18 protein-coding genes and 2 pseudogenes are annotated in these 19,783 nt (G+C 37.6%); 2 read left to right on the plus strand and 18 right to left on the minus strand.

The window, feature by feature from the left end:
* Positions 1–34 precede the first annotated feature (34 nt).
* The 9 genes and pseudogenes from ilvN to FS486_RS01875 all read right to left on the minus strand — a co-directional run bounded on the left by ilvN (position 35) and on the right by FS486_RS01875 (position 9,802).
* The gene (gene ilvN, locus FS486_RS01845) at positions 35–547 is read right to left on the minus strand and encodes an acetolactate synthase small subunit (RefSeq protein WP_144509550.1); all 513 of its coding nucleotides are present in this window, start codon (positions 545–547) and stop codon (positions 35–37) included.
* Positions 544–2,265 (minus strand): acetolactate synthase large subunit, encoded by a 1,722-nt coding sequence (gene ilvB / locus FS486_RS01850; RefSeq protein ID WP_260857997.1) that lies wholly within the window; start codon positions 2,263–2,265, stop codon positions 544–546. The genes ilvN and ilvB overlap by 4 nt, the downstream gene beginning before the upstream one ends.
* A gap of 453 nt (positions 2,266–2,718) precedes the next feature.
* Entirely contained in the window at positions 2,719–4,386 is a 1,668-nt protein-coding gene (gene ilvD / locus FS486_RS01855) for a dihydroxy-acid dehydratase (RefSeq protein ID WP_144509551.1), read from the minus strand.
* Between the two features lie 492 nt (positions 4,387–4,878).
* A complete protein-coding gene (locus FS486_RS01860) occupies positions 4,879–5,310 on the minus strand; it encodes a DUF2269 family protein (RefSeq protein ID WP_144509552.1) in 432 nt (143 codons plus the stop codon).
* Between the two features lie 196 nt (positions 5,311–5,506).
* Positions 5,507–6,094 carry a methyl-accepting chemotaxis protein gene (locus FS486_RS20765; RefSeq protein ID WP_483861227.1) on the minus strand — a complete coding sequence of 196 codons (588 nt, stop codon included), beginning with the start codon at positions 6,092–6,094 and terminating at the stop codon, positions 5,507–5,509.
* A gap of 354 nt (positions 6,095–6,448) precedes the next feature.
* Positions 6,449–7,192, minus strand: a pseudogene (locus FS486_RS20770) (MCP four helix bundle domain-containing protein); the annotation flags it as partial.
* A gap of 149 nt (positions 7,193–7,341) precedes the next feature.
* Positions 7,342–8,310 (minus strand): methyl-accepting chemotaxis protein, encoded by a 969-nt coding sequence (locus FS486_RS20610; protein ID WP_395940822.1) that lies wholly within the window; start codon positions 8,308–8,310, stop codon positions 7,342–7,344.
* A pseudogene (locus FS486_RS20615) lies at positions 8,284–9,030 on the minus strand (HAMP domain-containing protein); the annotation flags it as partial. The pseudogene FS486_RS20615 and the gene FS486_RS20610, both read right to left, overlap by 27 nt.
* Before the next feature lie 28 nt (positions 9,031–9,058).
* Complete coding sequence (locus FS486_RS01875; protein WP_144509555.1) at positions 9,059–9,802, minus strand: C40 family peptidase; 744 nt, start codon at positions 9,800–9,802, stop codon at positions 9,059–9,061.
* A 167-nt stretch (positions 9,803–9,969) separates the two neighbouring features.
* Here FS486_RS01875 and FS486_RS01880 point away from each other — a divergent pair, with 167 nt between their 5' ends.
* Positions 9,970–10,302 (plus strand): SCP2 sterol-binding domain-containing protein, encoded by a 333-nt coding sequence (locus FS486_RS01880; RefSeq protein ID WP_144509556.1) that lies wholly within the window; start codon positions 9,970–9,972, stop codon positions 10,300–10,302.
* A gap of 48 nt (positions 10,303–10,350) precedes the next feature.
* On the opposite strand, the gene fliT is transcribed toward FS486_RS01880, so the two are convergent.
* From fliT to FS486_RS01925, 9 genes are all read right to left on the minus strand, one after another.
* Positions 10,351–10,704, minus strand: coding sequence for a flagellar protein FliT (gene fliT, locus FS486_RS01885; protein WP_144509557.1), 354 nt, complete (start codon positions 10,702–10,704; stop codon positions 10,351–10,353).
* Positions 10,701–11,102, minus strand: a complete 402-nt coding sequence (gene fliS, locus FS486_RS01890; RefSeq protein ID WP_144509558.1) for a flagellar export chaperone FliS — start codon at positions 11,100–11,102, stop codon at positions 10,701–10,703. The genes fliT and fliS overlap by 4 nt, the downstream gene beginning before the upstream one ends.
* Positions 11,103–11,141: 39 nt before the next feature.
* Positions 11,142–12,638, minus strand: coding sequence for a flagellar hook-associated protein 2 (locus tag FS486_RS01895; RefSeq protein ID WP_144509559.1), 1,497 nt, complete (start codon positions 12,636–12,638; stop codon positions 11,142–11,144).
* Between the two features lie 15 nt (positions 12,639–12,653).
* Complete coding sequence (gene flaG, locus FS486_RS01900) at positions 12,654–13,022, minus strand: flagellar protein FlaG (protein ID WP_144509560.1); 369 nt, start codon at positions 13,020–13,022, stop codon at positions 12,654–12,656.
* Positions 13,023–13,439: 417 nt separating this feature from the next.
* Positions 13,440–13,640 (minus strand): hypothetical protein, encoded by a 201-nt coding sequence (locus FS486_RS01905; protein WP_144509561.1) that lies wholly within the window; start codon positions 13,638–13,640, stop codon positions 13,440–13,442.
* On the minus strand, positions 13,615–13,923 hold the full coding sequence (locus tag FS486_RS01910) for a hypothetical protein (RefSeq protein WP_144509562.1): 309 nt from the start codon (positions 13,921–13,923) through the stop codon (positions 13,615–13,617). The genes FS486_RS01905 and FS486_RS01910 overlap by 26 nt, the downstream gene beginning before the upstream one ends.
* Before the next feature lie 24 nt (positions 13,924–13,947).
* Positions 13,948–14,265, minus strand: a complete 318-nt coding sequence (locus FS486_RS01915) for a hypothetical protein (RefSeq protein WP_144509563.1) — start codon at positions 14,263–14,265, stop codon at positions 13,948–13,950.
* A gap of 252 nt (positions 14,266–14,517) precedes the next feature.
* Positions 14,518–14,757: a hypothetical protein gene (locus FS486_RS01920; protein WP_144509564.1), complete on the minus strand. Its 240-nt coding sequence runs from the start codon at positions 14,755–14,757 to the stop codon at positions 14,518–14,520.
* Between the two features lie 193 nt (positions 14,758–14,950).
* Complete coding sequence (locus FS486_RS01925; RefSeq protein WP_144509565.1) at positions 14,951–18,391, minus strand: flagellin N-terminal helical domain-containing protein; 3,441 nt, start codon at positions 18,389–18,391, stop codon at positions 14,951–14,953.
* A gap of 813 nt (positions 18,392–19,204) precedes the next feature.
* Here FS486_RS01925 and FS486_RS20360 point away from each other — a divergent pair.
* A complete protein-coding gene (locus FS486_RS20360; protein WP_260857991.1) occupies positions 19,205–19,564 on the plus strand; it encodes a hypothetical protein in 360 nt (119 codons plus the stop codon).
* The last annotated feature ends 219 nt before the right edge of the window (positions 19,565–19,783 follow it).

The raw sequence follows: 19,783 nt of genomic DNA on the forward strand, positions 1-19,783 counted from the left end.
GTTTATATAAAAGTGTAAAACTTTGTTACCTAGTTTATAAAATAGATAATTGTGGCGTGTTGACTTTTTGAGTTTCTCGAACAAATGCTGTCACACCGGTTCTTGTTAAATCCTTAATGCCATATGGCTTGAGTAAATCGATGAATGCATCAATTTTTTCGGAGCTGCCTGTTACTTGGAATGTCACTACATTTTTTCCTGTATCGATCGTAGCCGCTCGGAAAGGTTCCACAATGCTATTGATCTCCGCCCTTACTGCTGGCGGGGATACAACTTTCACGAGTGCGAGCTCTCGAACGACAATTGATTTTTCCGTAATATCATTTACTTTCAGGACATCCACTTGTTTTTGTAGTTGCTTTAATAGTTGCTCCAATTTTTGTTCGTCTTCCACATTTACGACAAATGTCATTTTGGAAATTTGCGGTTGTTCGGTATGCCCGACAGTAATGCTTTCGATATTGAACTGGCGTTTCATGAGTAGACCAGTTACGCGGTTTAATACGCCGCTTTGGTTGATCACGGTTACAGTAATAATGCGTTTCATTCTGGCTTCACCCCAATCATTTCATGTAGTCCTCTACCTGGTGCAACCATCGGATAGACTAGTTCTTTTTGAACAACCCGACAATCGATTAATACAGGCTCTTTAGAGGCTAGCGCTTCTTTTAATTGAACCTTTGCATCCTCAAACGTCTCAATCTTGTAACCTTTTATATCGTAAGCTGCTGCAAGTTTCACAAAATCTGGCTGAACAGGAATTAAAGAATGAGAGTAGCGTTCGCCATGGAACGTTTCTTGCCACTGTCGAACCATTCCTAGTGCCTGATTGTTCAAAATGATTACTTTTACTGGAATGCGCAATTCTTGCAACAAAGATAATTCCTGCAATGTCATTTGAAAACCCGCATCTCCTACGATAGAAACGACTGTTGCTTCCGGTTTAGCTAATTGCGCTCCAATTGCTGATGGGAAGCCAAACCCCATTGTTCCCAAACCCCCTGAGGTTACCCAGTTATGCGGGTGGTTGAACTTATAATATTGGGCCGCCCACATTTGGTGCTGACCAACATCTGTTGTGACAACTGCATCCCCGTTTGTATACTCGTGAATGAGTTCTACTACTTGCTGTGGAAGAAGCCCTCTTTCCTCGCTCGCATTATAAAATAATGGATATTCTGTTTGATTTACATTCAAGCTTTCCAGCCATGCTGCTGTATTGCCATTCGGTGCATTTTGCTCCAATAACGCATTCAATGCTTCCTTTGCATCCGCAACAATTGGAATTTCAGTCGGAACATTTTTCCCAATCTCCGCAGGATCGATATCGATATGGATGACTTTTGCGTTTGGTGCAAAATAAGCTAGATTACCCGTTAACCGGTCATCAAATCGAGCTCCAACATTGATGAGTAGATCACAAGTTTGAATTGCCATATTGGCTGTATAGGTGCCGTGCATTCCTGCCATCCCAATGAATAGTGGATGTTTTCCTTCGATTGTTCCTAAGCCTAGTAACGTATTCGTAACAGGAATTTGATATTTCTCTGCAAACTCGACCAGTTGGTCAGATGCTTTTGCAAATAATACGCCCGCACCCGCAAGGATTAGCGGTTGTTTGGCACTCGAGATGGCCTGTGCTGCTTTTTGTATTTGTAAGAAGTTTGGTGTAGTCGTTGGTTGATATCCCGGAAGATTGACTTCATCGGTTCTATCTTCGTTTGGATTAAAAATACCTGTTGCCATATTTTTCGGAATGTCTACGACGACTGGTCCTGGACGACCTGTGGAAGCAATATGAAAAGCTTCGTTGATAATTCTTGGTAAATCCGCTACATCTTTTACTTGGTAATTATGCTTTGTAATGGGTTGAGTAATACCGATAATATCCGCTTCCTGGAAAGCATCTGTTCCGATAACAGTAGTTGCAACCTGGCCCGTGAAGACAACGAGTGGAATCGAATCCATCATCGCATCCGCAATTCCTGTTACGACATTTGTTGCACCTGGGCCAGAAGTAGCAATTACTACTCCAACCTTTCCAGAAACTCGTGCATATCCTTCTGCCGCATGAATTGCCCCTTGCTCATGACGCGCTAAAATATGTCTGATCGGGTTTTTATGTAGCGCATCATAAATCGGTAAAACGGCTCCACCTGGATAACCAAAAACTACTTCAACTTGGTGCTTTTTCAACGTTTCAATTAAAACATCTGCACCATCCAATTGTTTCAGGGCAACCGAGGTTTCAGGCTCTTCATACATTTGTTCTGTTTCTTCAACAGTCATCTTCATCATAATTTCCTCCTTTTTCAAATCGTCCAGTTTAAAAGAAATGCGTAAGGCGGCAGGTGCCCGGAGTCTAGACAATAACTGTATAGACTTGTGTTACTTTCTTATATAAAAAGAAAAAGAATCTCATCCCACACAAAGAAACTATCGTTCTTTTGTATAGGGATGAAATTCTTTTCATGGTACCACCCTAGTTCGCAGCGCAACCGCTACCTCGCGGACAACCGACAAACATCGATCATCCATTTTTAACGAGAGTAGTTAAGTCTTACTACACCCGGAAGTATCTAATTGGTTTCCCGTTCAACACTTCACTCCGAGGGGATGTCGCTAAAGGTTGTATTGCCGTTTTCCAGCACTGACGGCTCTCTGTAAATACAAGATTCCTTTAACTTTTGCCTCATCATAGATTTATCCTATTGGTTTTTAGATTTTCATTACTCCACCTGTGCTTGCGGAAGTTACTAGTTTGGAGTATCTTGCCAAATAGCCTTTTTTAATTTTCGGTTCAAAAGGTTGAAGTTTTTCTCTTCTACTTGCCAATTCCTCTTCACTAACTTGCAACTCTATCGTTCTATTTGTTAAATCGATAACAATAATATCGTCATTTTCAACAAGTGCGATTGGTCCACCATCAGCTGCTTCTGGAGAAATATGTCCGATGGAAATTCCTCTGGATGCTCCTGAAAATCTTCCGTCTGTAATGAGTGCCACTTTCGTTCCTAATCCGCGGCCTTGAATTGCAGAAGTTGGAGCGAGCATTTCAGGCATTCCCGGTCCGCCTCTTGGGCCTTCGTAGCGAATAACGACTACATGGCCTTCTTGCACAGTTCCATTATCAATTGCTTCTTGGGATGCTTCTTGTGAATCAAACACGATTGCTTTCCCAGTGAATTCTTTTATAGAAGGATCCACAGCGCCTACTTTAATAACCCCACCCTCTGGTGCGATATTTCCGAATAAGACGGACAAACCTCCTACAGGACTATATGGATTTTCTTTTCGACGTATGACTTGATCATTTTTAATCTCTGAATCTTTCACATTCTCATAGAGTGATTTCCCCGTAATCGTCAATCGATCTGGGTGAACAGCTCCAGGTATTTCGCATAGCTCTTTTATAATGGCACTAACCCCTCCCGCAAGATGTACATCATGCATGGAGTAATCAGAAGCAGGCATAATTTTCGATAAATAAGGAACCCGTTTTGCCACTTCGTTAATCTCTTTAACGTCATATTCAATTTCTGCTTCATGTGCAATAGCCAAAGTATGTAGCACGGTGTTTGTAGAACCACCCATTGCCATGTCTAGCGCAAATGCATCATCAATTGTTTCTTTAGTGATCAAATCTCGTGGTTTAATATTTTCTTTTACCATTCGGACAAGATGTGTTGCAGCTTCTTTAATTAACCGGTGACGTTCGTCTGAAGTAGCAACAATCGTTCCGTTACCTGGGAGTGTTACCCCAAGCATTTCCATCAATGAATTCATCGAGTTCGCTGTGAACATACCCGAACAGGAACCGCATGTTGGACATGCATTTTGTTCAATGTCTAGCAATTGTTCCGCAGTCATCGATCCTGATTTATAAGAACCGACACCTTCGAAAACGGAAGTAAGCGAAAGTTGTTTCCCGTCTGCTGAAGTCCCAGCTTCCATCGGGCCACCTGATACAAAAACAGATGGGACATTCGTTCTCACTGCTGCCATCAGCATTCCTGGTGTGATCTTGTCACAGTTCGGAATATAAAACACACCATCAAACCAGTGTGCGTTAATAACTGTTTCTGCGGAGTCAGCAATAAGTTCACGGCTCGGAAGTGAATATCTCATCCCGATATGCCCCATTGCTATTCCATCATCTACACCGATTGTGTTAAATTCAAACGGAATTCCACCAGCTTCGCGTATTGCCTCTTTCACGACTTCTGCAAATTTATTCAAATGCATATGGCCCGGAATAATATCAATATAGGAGTTACACACGCCAATAAACGGTTTATCCAAATCCTTTGTTTTTACGCCAGTTGCGTAAAGTAAGCTTCGATGTGGTGCTCGATCGACACCCTTTTTTATCATGTCACTTCTCAATTTAAATCGCTCCTATACTTACCGCCTATCTAGCGTTTAGCTTTGTGCACTCAGACTATTTAATGTCTTATTAAGTTTGTGAATTTTATCACAATATTTAATATATTGTAGCTATCATATCGCCTTTAAAATGTCGCGTCAACACCCTTTTTTAAAATAATCAGTCATTTTCGAATATTCACTTTTGATGTAATCGTTTACATACGCGATATATCGCATTTCGCAGGTGGAAAAAATAATTGTGAACATTTATTTAAATGAGGGCTTTGTGCAGATGTACGAGTTTGAATAAGGGAGGAGATGGTAGCTGGCATTATTAGCTAGTTTAAGGAAAAGTTTGGCTTAACGAGACCAATTTAGCGGTGAACGCAACTAATTGGATGTCGAGAGCAACCAATTATATGGTGAAAGCAACCAGTTTACCAACGGGAGCAACCAAACAACAAAAACGCATAAAAAAAACCTTCTCGACTAACCGAGAAGGCGAAAACGTTACCATAAATGTGGCTTCGCAACCATGAACCAAAGCATGACTAATAATAATAAAATATACAGCCATACAGAACGATGCAATTTTTGAATAAGTGTGTCCAAATTAATCGCTTCTGCTCGAAACGAGCGAATATTTGGCTTGAATGCTCTTGCTAGGAAAACAATCGAACTGATCATCACAACAATCGTCATAATTACCCACGATGTCGACCAAGGCCAATTTCCTTGCCACATTAGCAAAATACCAGAAACGACGAGTACATGTCCAGCATGCTTGACGATTCGAATAGCTGCTTGGAACACGTCTAAATAAGAATCAAGCACCTCTCTATTTTGGCCTTTCATCCTATTTAATAAAGGAAAAAGTACAAAAAACGGCCCTATTGACAAAATTGCACTAATTACATGAATAAAAATAATAAATGAGTACATAGAATTATCACCTAAGTTCATTATACGATATTACGTATCAATAGTTTGTGTCCAGTTGAGGAATATTTTTATATGAAAAAGGAGAATGGCAATGTAGTGACTTCAAATTCAAGTGCTGCAATCAGAATCGCAAATAATCTCTTTCTTCACAAAAAAAGACTCCAATTCAATATTTCAGAATTGGAGTCTCCATTAATTAAATTTTAAAATGGCTTACTTCAGATTGAAGTGTTTCCGCTAGATCCGCTAATGTTTGGGAATTGGCTGAAATTTCTTCGTTGGCAGCTAGTTGTTCTTCTGTTGCTGCACTTGTGTCGTTGGCACCATCTGCGGCGATGGATGCAAGATGTTGAACCTGTTGGACATTTTCCGTAACGGAATCTACCATCGCATGGATCTGCTCAATTGCTGCAGAAACCGATCCTACTTTGAATACTACTTCGCCTACTCCGTTTTCGATTTCTTCAAATACATGAATGGATTCGGTTGTTTTCGAGAGGCCTTCTTCTACTTTCGTTCCACCTGTAGTGATTGCTTTTACGGCATCATCCGAAGCTGATTGTATCAATTGAACCATTGCTCCGATTTCGGATGCAGAGTTTTTCGATTGCTCTGCAAGTTTACGTACTTCTTCTGCAACAACGGCGAAGCCTTTGCCGTATTCTCCAGCACGTGCTGCTTCGATTGCTGCATTTAAAGCAAGTAGATTGGTTTGTTCAGAGATGTCTGTGATCAGTGAAGTAATAGATTGAATTTCACTAGAATGCTTCGCCATGCTTTTCATAATTTCAGTTGTTTCATTGAATGTCGTATGAATAGTATTCATTTGGCTTGCTACTTCAGACACTACAGAGGAGCCTTTTGTTACAAGGTTTTGTACGCCGTCTGTCGATTGAAGCATTTCTTCATTATTTTTAGAGATTTGACCGATTCCTTGTTGTAATTCTACGATAGATTGGACTGAAGAATCCATATGTTTCATTTGTTCTTCGCTTGCTAGCATTTGGCCTTCAGCAGATTTTGCCACCATTTGAGTAGATGCTAAACTTTCTTCGGAGCTTGCAGAAAGCTCTTGCGCGTTTGCTGCAAGTTGCATCGATGAGTCTCGTACATTTGAAACGATGTTTCGAAGATCGGCAGACATTTTATTAAAGGCAATGGCCATTTCGCCAACCTCGTCTTTGTTTTTTATGTTAATAGATTCTACTACCAAGTTCCCACCGGCAATATCTGCAAGGCCTGCAGTAACTTTTTTAATTGGTTTGGAAATGCTTTTGCTGATGAAATAGGAAACAAGCACCCCAATAATTATGCTTAAGATAGTTAGTATCATCGTAACCATATTCGTTAATCTTACATAATCATCTAGATCTTTTTGTTCCTGATCTACATGTGCTTGTTGTATTTGTTTTAATTGTGCCAATGTATCAAGTATATCTCTGTTAAGCTCTTGGGAAGTTGCTGCATATTGTGCAAACATACCATTTTTTCGTTTCAATTCTATAATTTTATTATTTGCTTCAGATAATTTAACAGTTTCGGCTTTAAGATCCTCCATTAACTTTAATGAGGCTTGATCACCAGCTAAACCTTTAATCAGTTCCTTTGCAACTTCAGTTCCCTCTTCCATTTGCATATCTAATTTCTTAATGGAGTCTTCCTTGCTGAACATAACAAATTCTAAAACGGAGCTTGACATATCCTTTTGAGTAATTTCTATTTCTTCTACAAGATCTACTTTTCTCATATCTTCGTTAATAACTTTTTTGTATCTATCTGTAATATCAAAAGTTGAGAAGATAGATAAAGCACTTGCAATTATTAATAAGATTAATACCGCCAAAAATCCAAACCACATCTTTCTGTTAATCGTAAATTTCATCCTATAACTCCCTTTTTCCCTATAAACATTTTTTATATTTTGATTACTTAGTAACTATACTATTATACATATAGAAAGGTATTTTGTCATATACCATAAACACAAAAATGGCTTTAAATCGAACCCTCGACTTAAAGCCATCCTTAATATTAGATTTTAAAATGACTTACATTACTTTGAAGCGCTTCCGCTAGATCTGCTAATGTTTGAGCATTGGAGGTAATTTCTTCATTAGCAGCTAGTTGTTCCTCCGTTGCAGCACTTGTATCATTTGCCCCGTCTGCTGCAAGTGCAGCCAAACGTTGTACTTCAAGTGAGCCTTCTGACACAGATTCCGTCATCACTTGAATTTGTTCAATGGCCGCAGAGACGGATTCAATTTTAGAACCAACTACTCCAACCGCTGTTTCAATTTCATTGAATACATCTAGTGAATCGTTCGTTTTAGCCAGACCATCTGCTACTTTGTCTCCACCGCTCGTGATTGCTTTCACTGCGTCACCAGAAGCAGATTGAATAATCTGTACCATCTTTTCAATTTCGAACGCAGAGTTTTTCGACTGCTCTGCAAGTTTTCGAACTTCTTCTGCTACTACTGCAAAGCCTTTACCATACTCACCAGCACGCGCTGCTTCAATAGCCGCATTTAACGCCAACAAATTCGTTTGCTCTGAAATATCCGTTATCAGTGCGGTAATTGACTGAATTTCATCGGAATGCTTTGCCATATTATGCATAATTACCGTTGTATCCTTAAAAGTGGAATGGATTGTACTCATTTGACCAGCAACATCAGCGACTACAGCTGAACCTTTTTTCACCAATTTAGTCACATCATCCGCAGCTTCCAGCATTTCTCCATTATCAACAGAAATCTGTCCGATTCCCTGTGCTAATTCTGTCATGGAGTTAACAGATGTGTCCATATGACGTACTTGCTGTTCACTTGTTGCCATTTGTGCTTCTGCAGACTGTGCTACCATTTGGGATGAAGCTAAACTCTCCTCGGCACTTGCTGAAAGCTCTTCCGCATTTGCCGCAAGCTGCATCGAGGAATCGCGAACATTGGAAACAATTTCACGAAGATCCACTGACATCGCATTAAACGCCGTTGCCATCTCTCCAACTTCATCTTTATTTTTAATATGAATTGGCTCAACAGTTAAATTGCCTACTGCGATTTCAGATAAACCAGCAGTCACACGCTTTACTGGTCTAGAAATACTTCGACTGATGAAATAGGCTAATACGATTCCTAAAAATACTGCTGCAATTGTTATTAATACAGCAAATATTTTAGCCCCTCGCTCATAACTTGTTATTTCAGCTCGCATGCTTTCCATATCATTTTGTAGAAACTGTTCCATTTCCCCTAGGATACTTATCATACTCTCACTAATCGACTTTGCTTCCGTAGAAAGCTTACTAACCTCCACTGTATTATTATTCATCTTCGCCGCAATGATTTCTTCATTATTTTTAGCATACAGCATCATTTTTTTTTCAAAATCATTCGATAGCTCAAGCGTTTCAGGAGAAAAAAGAATAACTTTTAATTGTTGCGTTAGCTCTGTTGTTAATACTTGATTTTCAGAAATGCTTTTCTTGGATGCATCTGTATTAGATAGTAAAAAATCCATTACACTTCTAGTAGTGTCCTTTTGAGCCATTTCTATATCTTTTAAGAGATTCACTTTCACTGCCTGGTCATCTAAGAGAAATTGATATTTACTACTTGTATTAATCATTGCCCAAACCGTTAGACCAGCAACGATAATTAGTAAAAATAAAATAGCAGAAAAACCAAGCCACATCTTTTTCCCAATCGTTATTTTCATAGGAAATCTCCCCCCAACTAATCCGCTACTAATTCACACTTACCGCATGAAAACGTTTAAATGAAACAAAATGCTCTTTCCAATAAACATTACTTAGCTTTGCAATCTCCACGCCTTTTGAACCCGCATGAATAAACTCATCGTTGCCTATGTAAATGCCCATATGAGAAATTCCTTCTTTATATGTATTTTCGAAAAACACTAAGTCTCCAATTACAGGAGTCGAAACAGGCGCACTTTGAGTAAAATAACTTTCGCTGCTTTGTCTTGTTATAGTTAGACCAGCTTGTGTATGTACATAATGAATAAATCCACTACAATCAAACCCAGCTATCGTATTTCCAGCGTATAAATACGGAATACCTGCCAATAAAGGAGCCATCTCTTGAACTAAGCGATAAACAGCTTGTCCATCTTCTGATAATGCCTTCGCTTCATCCAGTGGATTCACGACGTTTACAACTTGTTCAGCTTTGACCTCATTCTTAGGAACTACTACTTCTGTCTTTGTTGGTATGGTTGGTTTTGCAACAGGTTTAGCCGCCGCTACCACAGAAACAGGTTTCTTAACAACTAGTTTTTGTTTCAAATAAATATTATCTTTCGTTAATTTATTCCATGTACGAAGGTCATTTACCGTTACTTTGTACGTTTTGGCAATCTTCGTCAAAGTATCCCCCTTTTTCACCTCATGCAATGTATTCGCACTCGCATTTGCCGTAGTGACAAATGAAAAAAATAAGACTGTTACTAATAGCACTTTCTTAAACATATAGACCCTCCTCCTATTTAACTATTAATCTCATCATACCACGTAGCTTACGTAATCTCACTACTATTTTTAAAAAGATTTCCCGGGAAATAGGTGTCGCAAATTATCGTAAAGTATGTAATGATAGAAAATGAATAGTTATTCATTTTCAAAAGGGGATGTTTTAGATGAATGAAACATGGAATCTAATAGAAAAAACAATGAATGAAAATCCTGCACCGATTCAAAACGAGAATGTTCGGTATGAATTTAATCTTACAGGAGACGATGCTTGTATGAGGCAACTAATTTTGGCTGAGGGGAAGGCCACTATTACCGAAGACACATCTAGTAAGGCAGATTGTAAATTAACAATGAGTACGAAAGACTTTATGAAACTTCTCACAGGAGATTTGAATAGTACGACCGCTTTTATGTTTGGAAAATTGAAGGTGGACGGGAGTATAGGACTAGCTTTGAAGTTGGAGGGATTGTTGAAGGAATATTCGTTTGAAGGATAAGTCGAAAGGGCTACCCCAGAAATAGTTTTCTAGGTAGCCCTTTGCTTTTTACTTCTTCTTATCATAAAACGTACCATCACGAAATACTTGGTTATAAGGATCCATATAGGCATTAACGGACACTTTTTTCTTTTGTTGCTCAGATATATCTAGACGGATGTCTTTCATAAAGACCTTTAGCTTGGCTTGGAGTATTTTTTCTAGTTGAAGCAGCTCTTGTCCAAATTCCTGTTCTTCGTCGGTAAACGGTGGCTGGATATTGGGTTGCAGTTCCTCTCGTTCGGTCAAAAGTTTCTCAACTTGTTCAATTACCGCATCTCGTTTATCCTCTTCACGCACATCCAAAATTCTAGTTAAAAGCTCTGTAGCTTTCCTCCAGTCTTTTAAACTACCACGAATCATACTTCACCTGGTTGGCCATATTGTTTTTGACGATTAATTTGGATCACTTGTTTCCATGTATCACGAAACTCAGTTGTATATCCCGCTACTTCATCTATCAAAGTAGAATCATTTTGAATATTAGCTTCCATTAAACGATTAATCATATATTCATATAAGGCAAGCATGGATTTAGAAACTGGTACAGACATATCCAATGTGATCATCAGTTCACGAAGAATATTTTGTGCTTTTTGGATATTCGTGTTTTTCATCTCGATATCTTTCGCTTCTATTCCTTTTTTGGCTTGGTTCAAGAACTTCAAACAGCCATTATATAACATAAGTGTCAATTCACCTGGTGTCGATTGAGTTACACTATTTTGTTGGTAGGCTTGATATGGATTATTCACAGCCATGATAACACTCCTCTTTTTGTAACGCTTGTACCATCATTATTATTGTCCGCCGCCAAATGCATTCATTAAATAGCTTGATTGATTATTCGCACGAAGAATTGCAGATTCCATTGCAGAAAACTGTTTGTAATAGCGACTTTCCATTACTTTAAGTCGATCTTCGAATCGAGTAATTTGATCATCATATCCTTTTAAAGTTCGCCCAAGTGAAAATGTAGTACTTACAGCGCTGTCCGTACCAGCTTTTTCAATCACTTGTTTACGCGTATCGTCTAAAGTAGCTACTAATCTTCTCGCTAATCCTTTATCCGAATCCTTTTCCCCGTCTGCAGCAAAAAGTTGATATACTTGGTTAGGATCCTTTGAAATAGCTTCTCGCAATTTTGTTTCATCAATTACTAATTTACCATTTTCCAAGTAGTTTTTAGAAGTGGTAATGCCTATTTCACTTAATCTATCTGCTCCGGAAACCCCATTAACAGATGAATTTAATGCAGAACGTAGTTGGCTTAATGCACTGGAAATAACACTATCATTTCGTAGTGTACCACTTCTCGCCTTTTCTTCCCAAAGTTCAATTTCTTTTTCCTTCATATCCGCTTTTTGTTCAGTAGAAAGCGGTTGGAAATCTCTGTACTTCGTTTCACGAATCTCACTATTTAAGTTCTCGATTAGCTTGTTATATTCATCGACAAATTTAGTTACTGATTCAAGAATTTTATCGGTATTAGGGGCTGAACTAAAAGTAATATCTGTATTACTTGCTTTTTTCAGGGTAACTTCGAAACCATTGATTTGGAATGTATTGGATTGTCGTTTAGTTTCTAAACCGTTGTAAGTAAACTTGGCATTCTTGCCCAGCGTTCCATTCCCGTTATTTTTAGCGATCTGATTATTCTCGTCAACCTTTAGGAAACCATAGTCACCTGAAAAGGCAATTTCATTTTGTCCTTGAACGTATCCACTGTTTTTTGCAGTAAATGCAACTTTACCCGTAAAAGAATCATAAAAAGCATTCACATCTGAGTTCTTATTAATATCATCCAAAACACTTTGCATAGTAGAATTTTCATCAATTTTTATTTCGGTAGTACCCACAGTACCATCCGCTTTAATAGCACTAATTTTGAATGAAGCCGGTGGAGGTGATAAATTAAGCTCTGAAAGCTTTGTCTTTAAATCCGCCTCTGAATTAAGTACTCTACCACTACTCTGCATAGTAGCTGCTTCAGCTAGCTGTTCAACTTTAATTTTTCCAGTAAAATCACTTGTCGAATTAACATTTTTTACACTTATATCGTCAGGTGCAGAACTAGTCACCGTTTTTTGAATATACGTGGATTGACGTAACATCGTATCGCTTGTTAAATTGCGAAAATCAAATAGCTTTTTATTTGCCGCTCGATAATCATCTCGTTGCCATTCCATATATTGTTTCTTTTGCATAATCTTATCTAAAGGAATACGTTGAGCCTTCATTAAATCCTTGATTATCGACTCTGTATCCATACCACTTGCTAATCCAGTAATACGCACGAAATCACCAACCCTTTATATTTTCTTGTCTACAAAAAGCCCAACAAAGTCACACATGGCTGCATACATATCCATCAATTTTTTTGAAGGAATTTCACGAACGACTTCATCTGTTTTCGAATTAATCAATGTCACATAATACGTTTCCAACTCTTCATGATATTTGAAACGTAGTTCTGTATTAGTCGTCTCTAAAAACTTGTTCATACTATCTGACATTTTCTTCGCTTTTTCTGCAGGTAAATACTCTTGCTCTGCATTTTCCTTTGAAAGAGAATTGTTGTCATTTTGAATAGGAATTGTTACAACTGGTTCAATATCAGCTGTTTTTATAGACGTATTAAGTGGAACATTTACAACAGAATCAGAAACTCGATTGACCATATGGATCTTGCCCCCTTGTGAATATATATCTTACTGTATATATCGGTTGGAAATAAAGAACTTTAATAATTGTGCTTAAAAAGGTGTAAAATGAATTCTTATCCAGTCATGATTGCTAAATTTACATAAAAAAACTAACCATTGAAATAACGGTTAGCTTTATATGATAGCGATCACTATTTTTGGGATCGCCCTAATCTTAGAATATATGGTATAACATGCTGGCTAAACACTTAGTGGATTGTGAATCCCGGCTGTCCCTCAATCCGTTCACCTTCTTTATCTTCTAATCCATGAGGCACATGCCAGTGCCAAGGATCGAACTTCTTAACCTCAGCCGGTGCATCACTAGTATGGTAGCGTGAAATTTCAGTAGCACTTCACCGTTCCCGGCATACCAATCATAGTGATATTCAATTAAATCGTTTCCCTCGAAGATTTCTCTACACCTAAGGTAACATCATAATGATGAAAAGAAATTTTTGCATTCACTTCTCTTCCCTTTTTATGGTCTAGTTTGTCTTTAGCTGTTTCGGAGGCTCTTGCTTCAAGAATTTCACCATAGATGTACTCAAGGTTAGAAAAAGTTATTTTACTTATGCCAAGAAGATTTTGCACTAGCTAACCTCACTTTATATGACCACCAAACTGAAGCGTCTGTGTCTGCTTCCGTCAATTCCTTTATAGTCTTATTGCCAAAAACCTCTTCTAATGGTCTGCCGTATTTTTCTTCAAGATCTTTTATAGACTTTTCCAAATAAGTTATTTCATCTACTTCAGGTTCTTTGTTTTCAGCTTCCCAATTAGCTTTTAACATGGCAATCGAAACCTGTTTCCCATTCGTAAAAATGACTTCAGCATCTTTCGGAATTCTGAAACACTTTTTTCCTTCCTTTTCCACTCCTCTAATCTTACCTTCGCGTAGTCAAGTATTGATTGTCTGCGGCGATATGCCAATGTATTTAGCCACTTCAGTAGTCGAAAAAGCCGGAGTGCTATCACGGGCAGATTCCTCTGAAATATGTTGGAATAGCTTAAAAACACACTCTACTAGCATTTCTTTATTATTAAATAAGTCCTCTTCTTTCCATTCTCTACTGTAATGCTCAGCACCTTTAACCGTAAACAACAAATTCTTAACAAGTGCAGCAGTAACAAGTTGGTCCATCTCGACCATCTTTTTCATATATTCATGCGCAGCGGAACTAGTTAAAGGGTTCCTTTCAATCACTGTTGGACTCATTATCATCTCACCTCTTACCTCTTACCTCTTACCTCTTACCTCTTACCTCTTACCTCCATAATACCGTTTTACTTTCACTTATTCGACAAACAGAAAGGAAATGGAAAGTACTTTTAAATTCTATTATTAGCCCTATATATAAAGTATACAACTTCAATAAAAAAAGAACCTTCCCATGGGGAAGATCCGATCTTATTTTATAATTTAATTAACATTGCTATCAGTAGGGATAATAAATTCCCTTTTTTCGCTTTAATGCAAAACAGTGTGCAATTGTTTTTCAAGGAACTGAACTTCTAGTTTTAGGACATCTAACTGACGATTTATCCTTGCAACCTCATTCGGAGTCAAATGATATATAAGAGCAAATTCTACCTTTTCTTTCATTTCATATAGTTTTGCTTCTATTTCTTCTAAGATCCGATCTTGATCTTTACACCATTGAAGTTGTTCTGTTAGAAACTTTCTTTGCTCTAGGCTATCTGTATCCATCGGACTCCTCTCTTGTCAGGTAGGAATATATCATATATCATCCTACTTAAACAGATTCAGCTATTTATAGTTTTACTCACAAAATAACATTGTAGAATTAAAATCCTATAAATTACAGATATCCTTTCCACTCTGAATTTTCTGAATTGCGTGAGTACCTGGTACTCAAAATATTACTTAGCACATTTTAATTTCACTTCAACAATTCCAATACCTGCGCTGAAGATTGTTGTACTTGTGAAGTTAGTGTTTGTTGAACCTGTGATAATAGTTGTTCTTTCACAAGAATCATAGCTTGTTTAGCCATATCGGTATCTTGAATTCGGCTCATCGAAGTAGTTGTGTTTTCCTCTAGTACAGAAAGATTAGAAGCAATATGATCTAAGCGGTTTTGTGTTGCACCCACTGAACCAAGTTCGCCTAATATAAAACTTAAAGCGTCATCAATAATTTTCAACCCTTTCGCCGCGTCTTCATAATTACGTACACAAACTACATTTGTGTCGCGCAACATATTATCGAACGATGCAATCTCAACTTTTAAACTTTGACCGGCATTCGCTCCTACTTGGAAAGTAAAATCATTCCCCTCATAGCCGATACCTTGTCTTGCACGATAATCCACGTCTAAAGTATGAGATCCCGTCGATAGCATCAGCGAATCATGATTTAGAAATATTTTATTATCTTGAAAATAATATTGATTAGTAGTAAGTGCATTTCCGTCTAATTTGACAACAAAGGAGTTCGGATCAATTTCAGATTCCATCAAAGCTTCTCCTAATTCATGGTCACAGTAATGTTGTAAATATCCCTTTGGCATATTTGCATTCAATGAAATATCTAAAGACTCAAAGTATTGAATACTTAATCCAATTTCAGACGTCGTATTTGTAATATCAGGACGGGCGTTTCCAATTAGTTTTACCTGTTGTCCATTATACAAATAACCATCCTCTGTTTGGTTATTTGCTTTTGGAATTACTTGCCCATTCATCTCTACCTTATAAATATAAGAGCCTTGTGGAACTGACTGTTGAAGGTCATCTGATGTTATTGAATAGATTTGATAATCTCCCGTATCATTATCTTTATTCGGACGGTAGATTCCATGTAACGAAAGCAATTTCGTATCATTATCATAAGTGAATCCGTTATCAGCGTCATAGGGTACTTCCAGTCCTTTTTGATAGACTCGAATAGCTCTGGGCTCGGATTGATCTTTCACACCATAATCAATTGTAGTGTTTGACAAACGAAAATCATAAGAGTCATTCCCCACTCTAGTTGAAGGACTCTCGAATACATAATATATCTCAACTTCCGGTCCGGAAGTTTGTCCAGCATCTGGTCGAGCATCGCCATATAACTCAATTTTTTGGGTACCACTATTATAAAAATAGCCGTTCGTTTTTGACTCGTCATAATTCACTTCGGTTCCGTCGACTATTACTTTAAAAGTCATTGGATTAGGAATTCCATATGTTTCAGGAGCGTGAGTTAACGGGATTTCTATCTTGTTATCCTGTTTCACCGCATCACCAGTCGGAACAATCATTTTAATTGAATATTTGTCTCCTATATTCGGACGTGCTGTTCCGTACAGTTCAATCGTATTTGTCGCTGAATTATACTGATATCCATTCGTATCGGAATAGGAAATTTCTTCTCCATCATTACGATATACACGAATAGATTTCGGAGATACATTACTTTCAAGATTGTAAATTTCCGAATAACTATTTAACGGAATTCCATACACTTCTTTTGATGTACTTGTACTGTCGTATACATAATCTATTTTAATCGTAGGATTTGAAGCTACATCTGGTCGAGCATCTCCATATAAGTTAATACGCCCATTTTCATAAGTGTAACCATTAGTTTTAGTTTCGTCGTAAGTAATTTCCCTACCACCAATGTACACCCGTAATGCCCGGTTCGACGAAAGATCGGTATCCTTCAAATTATAAGTATCTATATTCGAGTTTATCGTATACGTTTGAATCCCATTTCGACCATCCACGTCCGTAAAATACTCAATTTGTACACTTTCACTAGCCGACGGACGAAGGCTTCCATAAAACTCTATCTTTCCATTTACCGTATCTACAAAAACCCCATTTGTGCCTTCCACATCCGAAGGTCTTGCCGAAAGTAATTGGAATTTAGTAACCACTGTTCCCCCAACGCTAATTTTTAAGGACCGTGGTCCATCTTCTCCATGCATATTATAGACATCTGCACTCGTAGGAATTGAGGTAGTGTAAATACTATCTTGTAACGAATCTGCAATATATGAAAAACGGTAATAATCTTTTGCATTATCAATAGATTCATTTCCAATTATCGCTTCCCCATAAAATGTGATGGATGTGCCTGACACCATATAGTATCCACCCACTGGAGCTGCACCTGCACCATTCCAATATGTCAATTCCCTTGTTCCGCTGTCATTTACTTTTTGGATACGCAGGGAAGCGCCCGCTGAGTCCATCTTATATATTTCAGGTGAATCTGGAAGTGTTATTGTATTATTGGCAGGCGGAAGATTGAGTGTATCTGATGTAGGAATTACATTACTAGCGCCACTCGTAACGGTTAGACTGTTTTGATTAACCTCGATTTTTTTTATATTTCCTTGAGAGTCCGAATAAACGAATGCTGTGTTCCCATTTCCATCCACTTTAGGTGAAAAGCTATAACCACCACTTCCATCATTTACATTGTAATCTGTAATACTTTGAACTCTAGTCCAGCTACCATTTGAGTATTTGTCTAAAGCTAAAGTGGAGCCTAAATTTGTTAGTCTTAATAGACCATTACTGCTGCTTGTTTGTTGTCCTAAAGCAGCAGCTGTATTTTCGACTGGATTACTACCACCATCAGATGGAACTATATATTGTCCACCATCTCTGCTTGATGAAAAGACAATAGACTCACCGTCTGTCGACCACCTTGGGATATGATCGACAACCGTGGAAGCAATATATGATTCAGGCATTTTAGTTACTATATTTGTTGTTGGCTGAGAAGTAATATTATTTGAATTCGTTACAACAACAGGTTCAATCTTGTTGTATCCGACCTTATTTTGATCCCTATCGACCATATGATTTTGAGAAGAACTCAACAATTGAATTGTTTTGGAAGCTGTACGATTTTCGTATATAAATTCTCCTGGGGTCTTATTTGTTAGCAACTTAATGCTATTGAACTCAGTATTTTGAACGATTTCATTCAAGTTTTTCTTTAGCTGATCAATCTCATTTTGAATAACAAGCGTGTCAGCCGGTGTCAAAGCATCTACACTTGAACCGACTTGTGTACTAGTCCCATTCATTGCCTGAACTGTCAACTCACGTATACGATGGACAACGTCTGTCATTTCTTGCATTGCACTATCAGCTGTGTTTAGTAGCGAGCTTGCATCCTGTACATTCCGTATCGCTTGATGACTACCGCGCTTTATGGCTAATAGCTTTTGACTAATTGCCAAACCAGAAGCATTATCATCAGCTGTATTAATTTTCTTTCCTGACGCTAGCTTCCCAAGCGTTTTTTGCAAGCTAGTTTCCGTCTTTCTCTTCTGATTGTTCAACAACTTTGATAGACCATTACCGTTCACAAGCATAATTTGTTTTCTTCTCCTTGTTGAGGTTTACTGTTTTTAGTACAGTTTTTTAGAATAGGAAATTACCTTTTTATATGTATGAAACATTTAGTTAAAATAAGACTATAACTATTATATCGGTGAAATATGATCGAAATTAAGAAGATAGGATTTTTTATTGGAAATAGTAGCATCTAAAAAATTGAATGACGATTAGCAAAAACAATGAGTATATAAGTTCTCAATTAGTTAAGCTGAGATTTATCTGATAAATCATGTTACAATAAGAACAAATGTTCCATTTTCAGGAGGAGTATTTATGTATTTATATAAAGAGCTGCTTACTGCTTACTGCTTACTCAAGAACAATATAATATTTTGCTAGCTAGTATACTGGGAGATGGAACTCTTGCGAAGATAACTACTGCATCTAGAAGGATAAATAGTTGTTATCGGGAGCATCTTGGAGAAGATCAGTTGCTCTACCGACAATGGAAAATAGACAAACTGAATGGGTTGCTTTACTTTAATCAAAAGAAAAGCGAATGACTTTCAAAATCATTGCCTATATTTACTGAACTAGAACAACTATTTTATGGAGACAATCGTGTTAAACATGTACCAATCGAAATTTTTGAAAGATTGTATATTACCTTCATTTTTAGTAACACTTTATATGGATGACGGTTCCTTATCTATCTCTCATCGAATAAACCATAGACTAAGGAAAGTGTACTTAACACCGCATATTTATCTTTACCTTCAATCCTTTACAAAATCGGATCTAGGTTTTTAAAAGAACATATCTTGATATGTTTTAAGGTTAACTTTTCTTTGAGCAAACGAAAAGATGGCTGTGGATATGTTCTTAAAACAACTAGTGTAAATGAAACTTTTAAATTTCTCCAGGCGATACGTTCTGTAATATTAGATTGTCCCTCCATGTACTATAAAACAAATTGGAACTTCCGCTTCACCAAAGAGTATATGAAATGGAAAACTGAATATCCAGATTATCAAATAATAACAAGCTCAAGTTCCCGTAGCGAAGTATATTCAGATGAGGAAATAGATTTACTCATTATACTAAAATCACTCGGTTTCACTGACAAAGTGATTAGTAATATATTAAATAGGAGTTATTGGTCTGTTGTGTACAAGTGGAGTGATTTACAAAAACAGGGTAACGTTTAATAATATAAAACGCGGTCGGTGATTTCTGATGGCGATTTAATTGCGTAAGCACCTGACACCCACACCTTGGGACCTATCACTAATGTAGGACTGGATATAGCTGTTTCCCTTGGGAACTGTATTTATTCCTTAATACATTCAATTCACTATTCAGACTTCTAATTTCTATTGCTAAAAGATTATGTTCTAAAGCATACTCTGCACTTCTTTTCATTTCAT

The organism is Bacillus sp. FJAT-22090, assembly GCF_007676755.1.
In the GTDB taxonomy this organism is placed as follows: domain Bacteria; phylum Bacillota; class Bacilli; order Bacillales_A; family Planococcaceae; genus Psychrobacillus.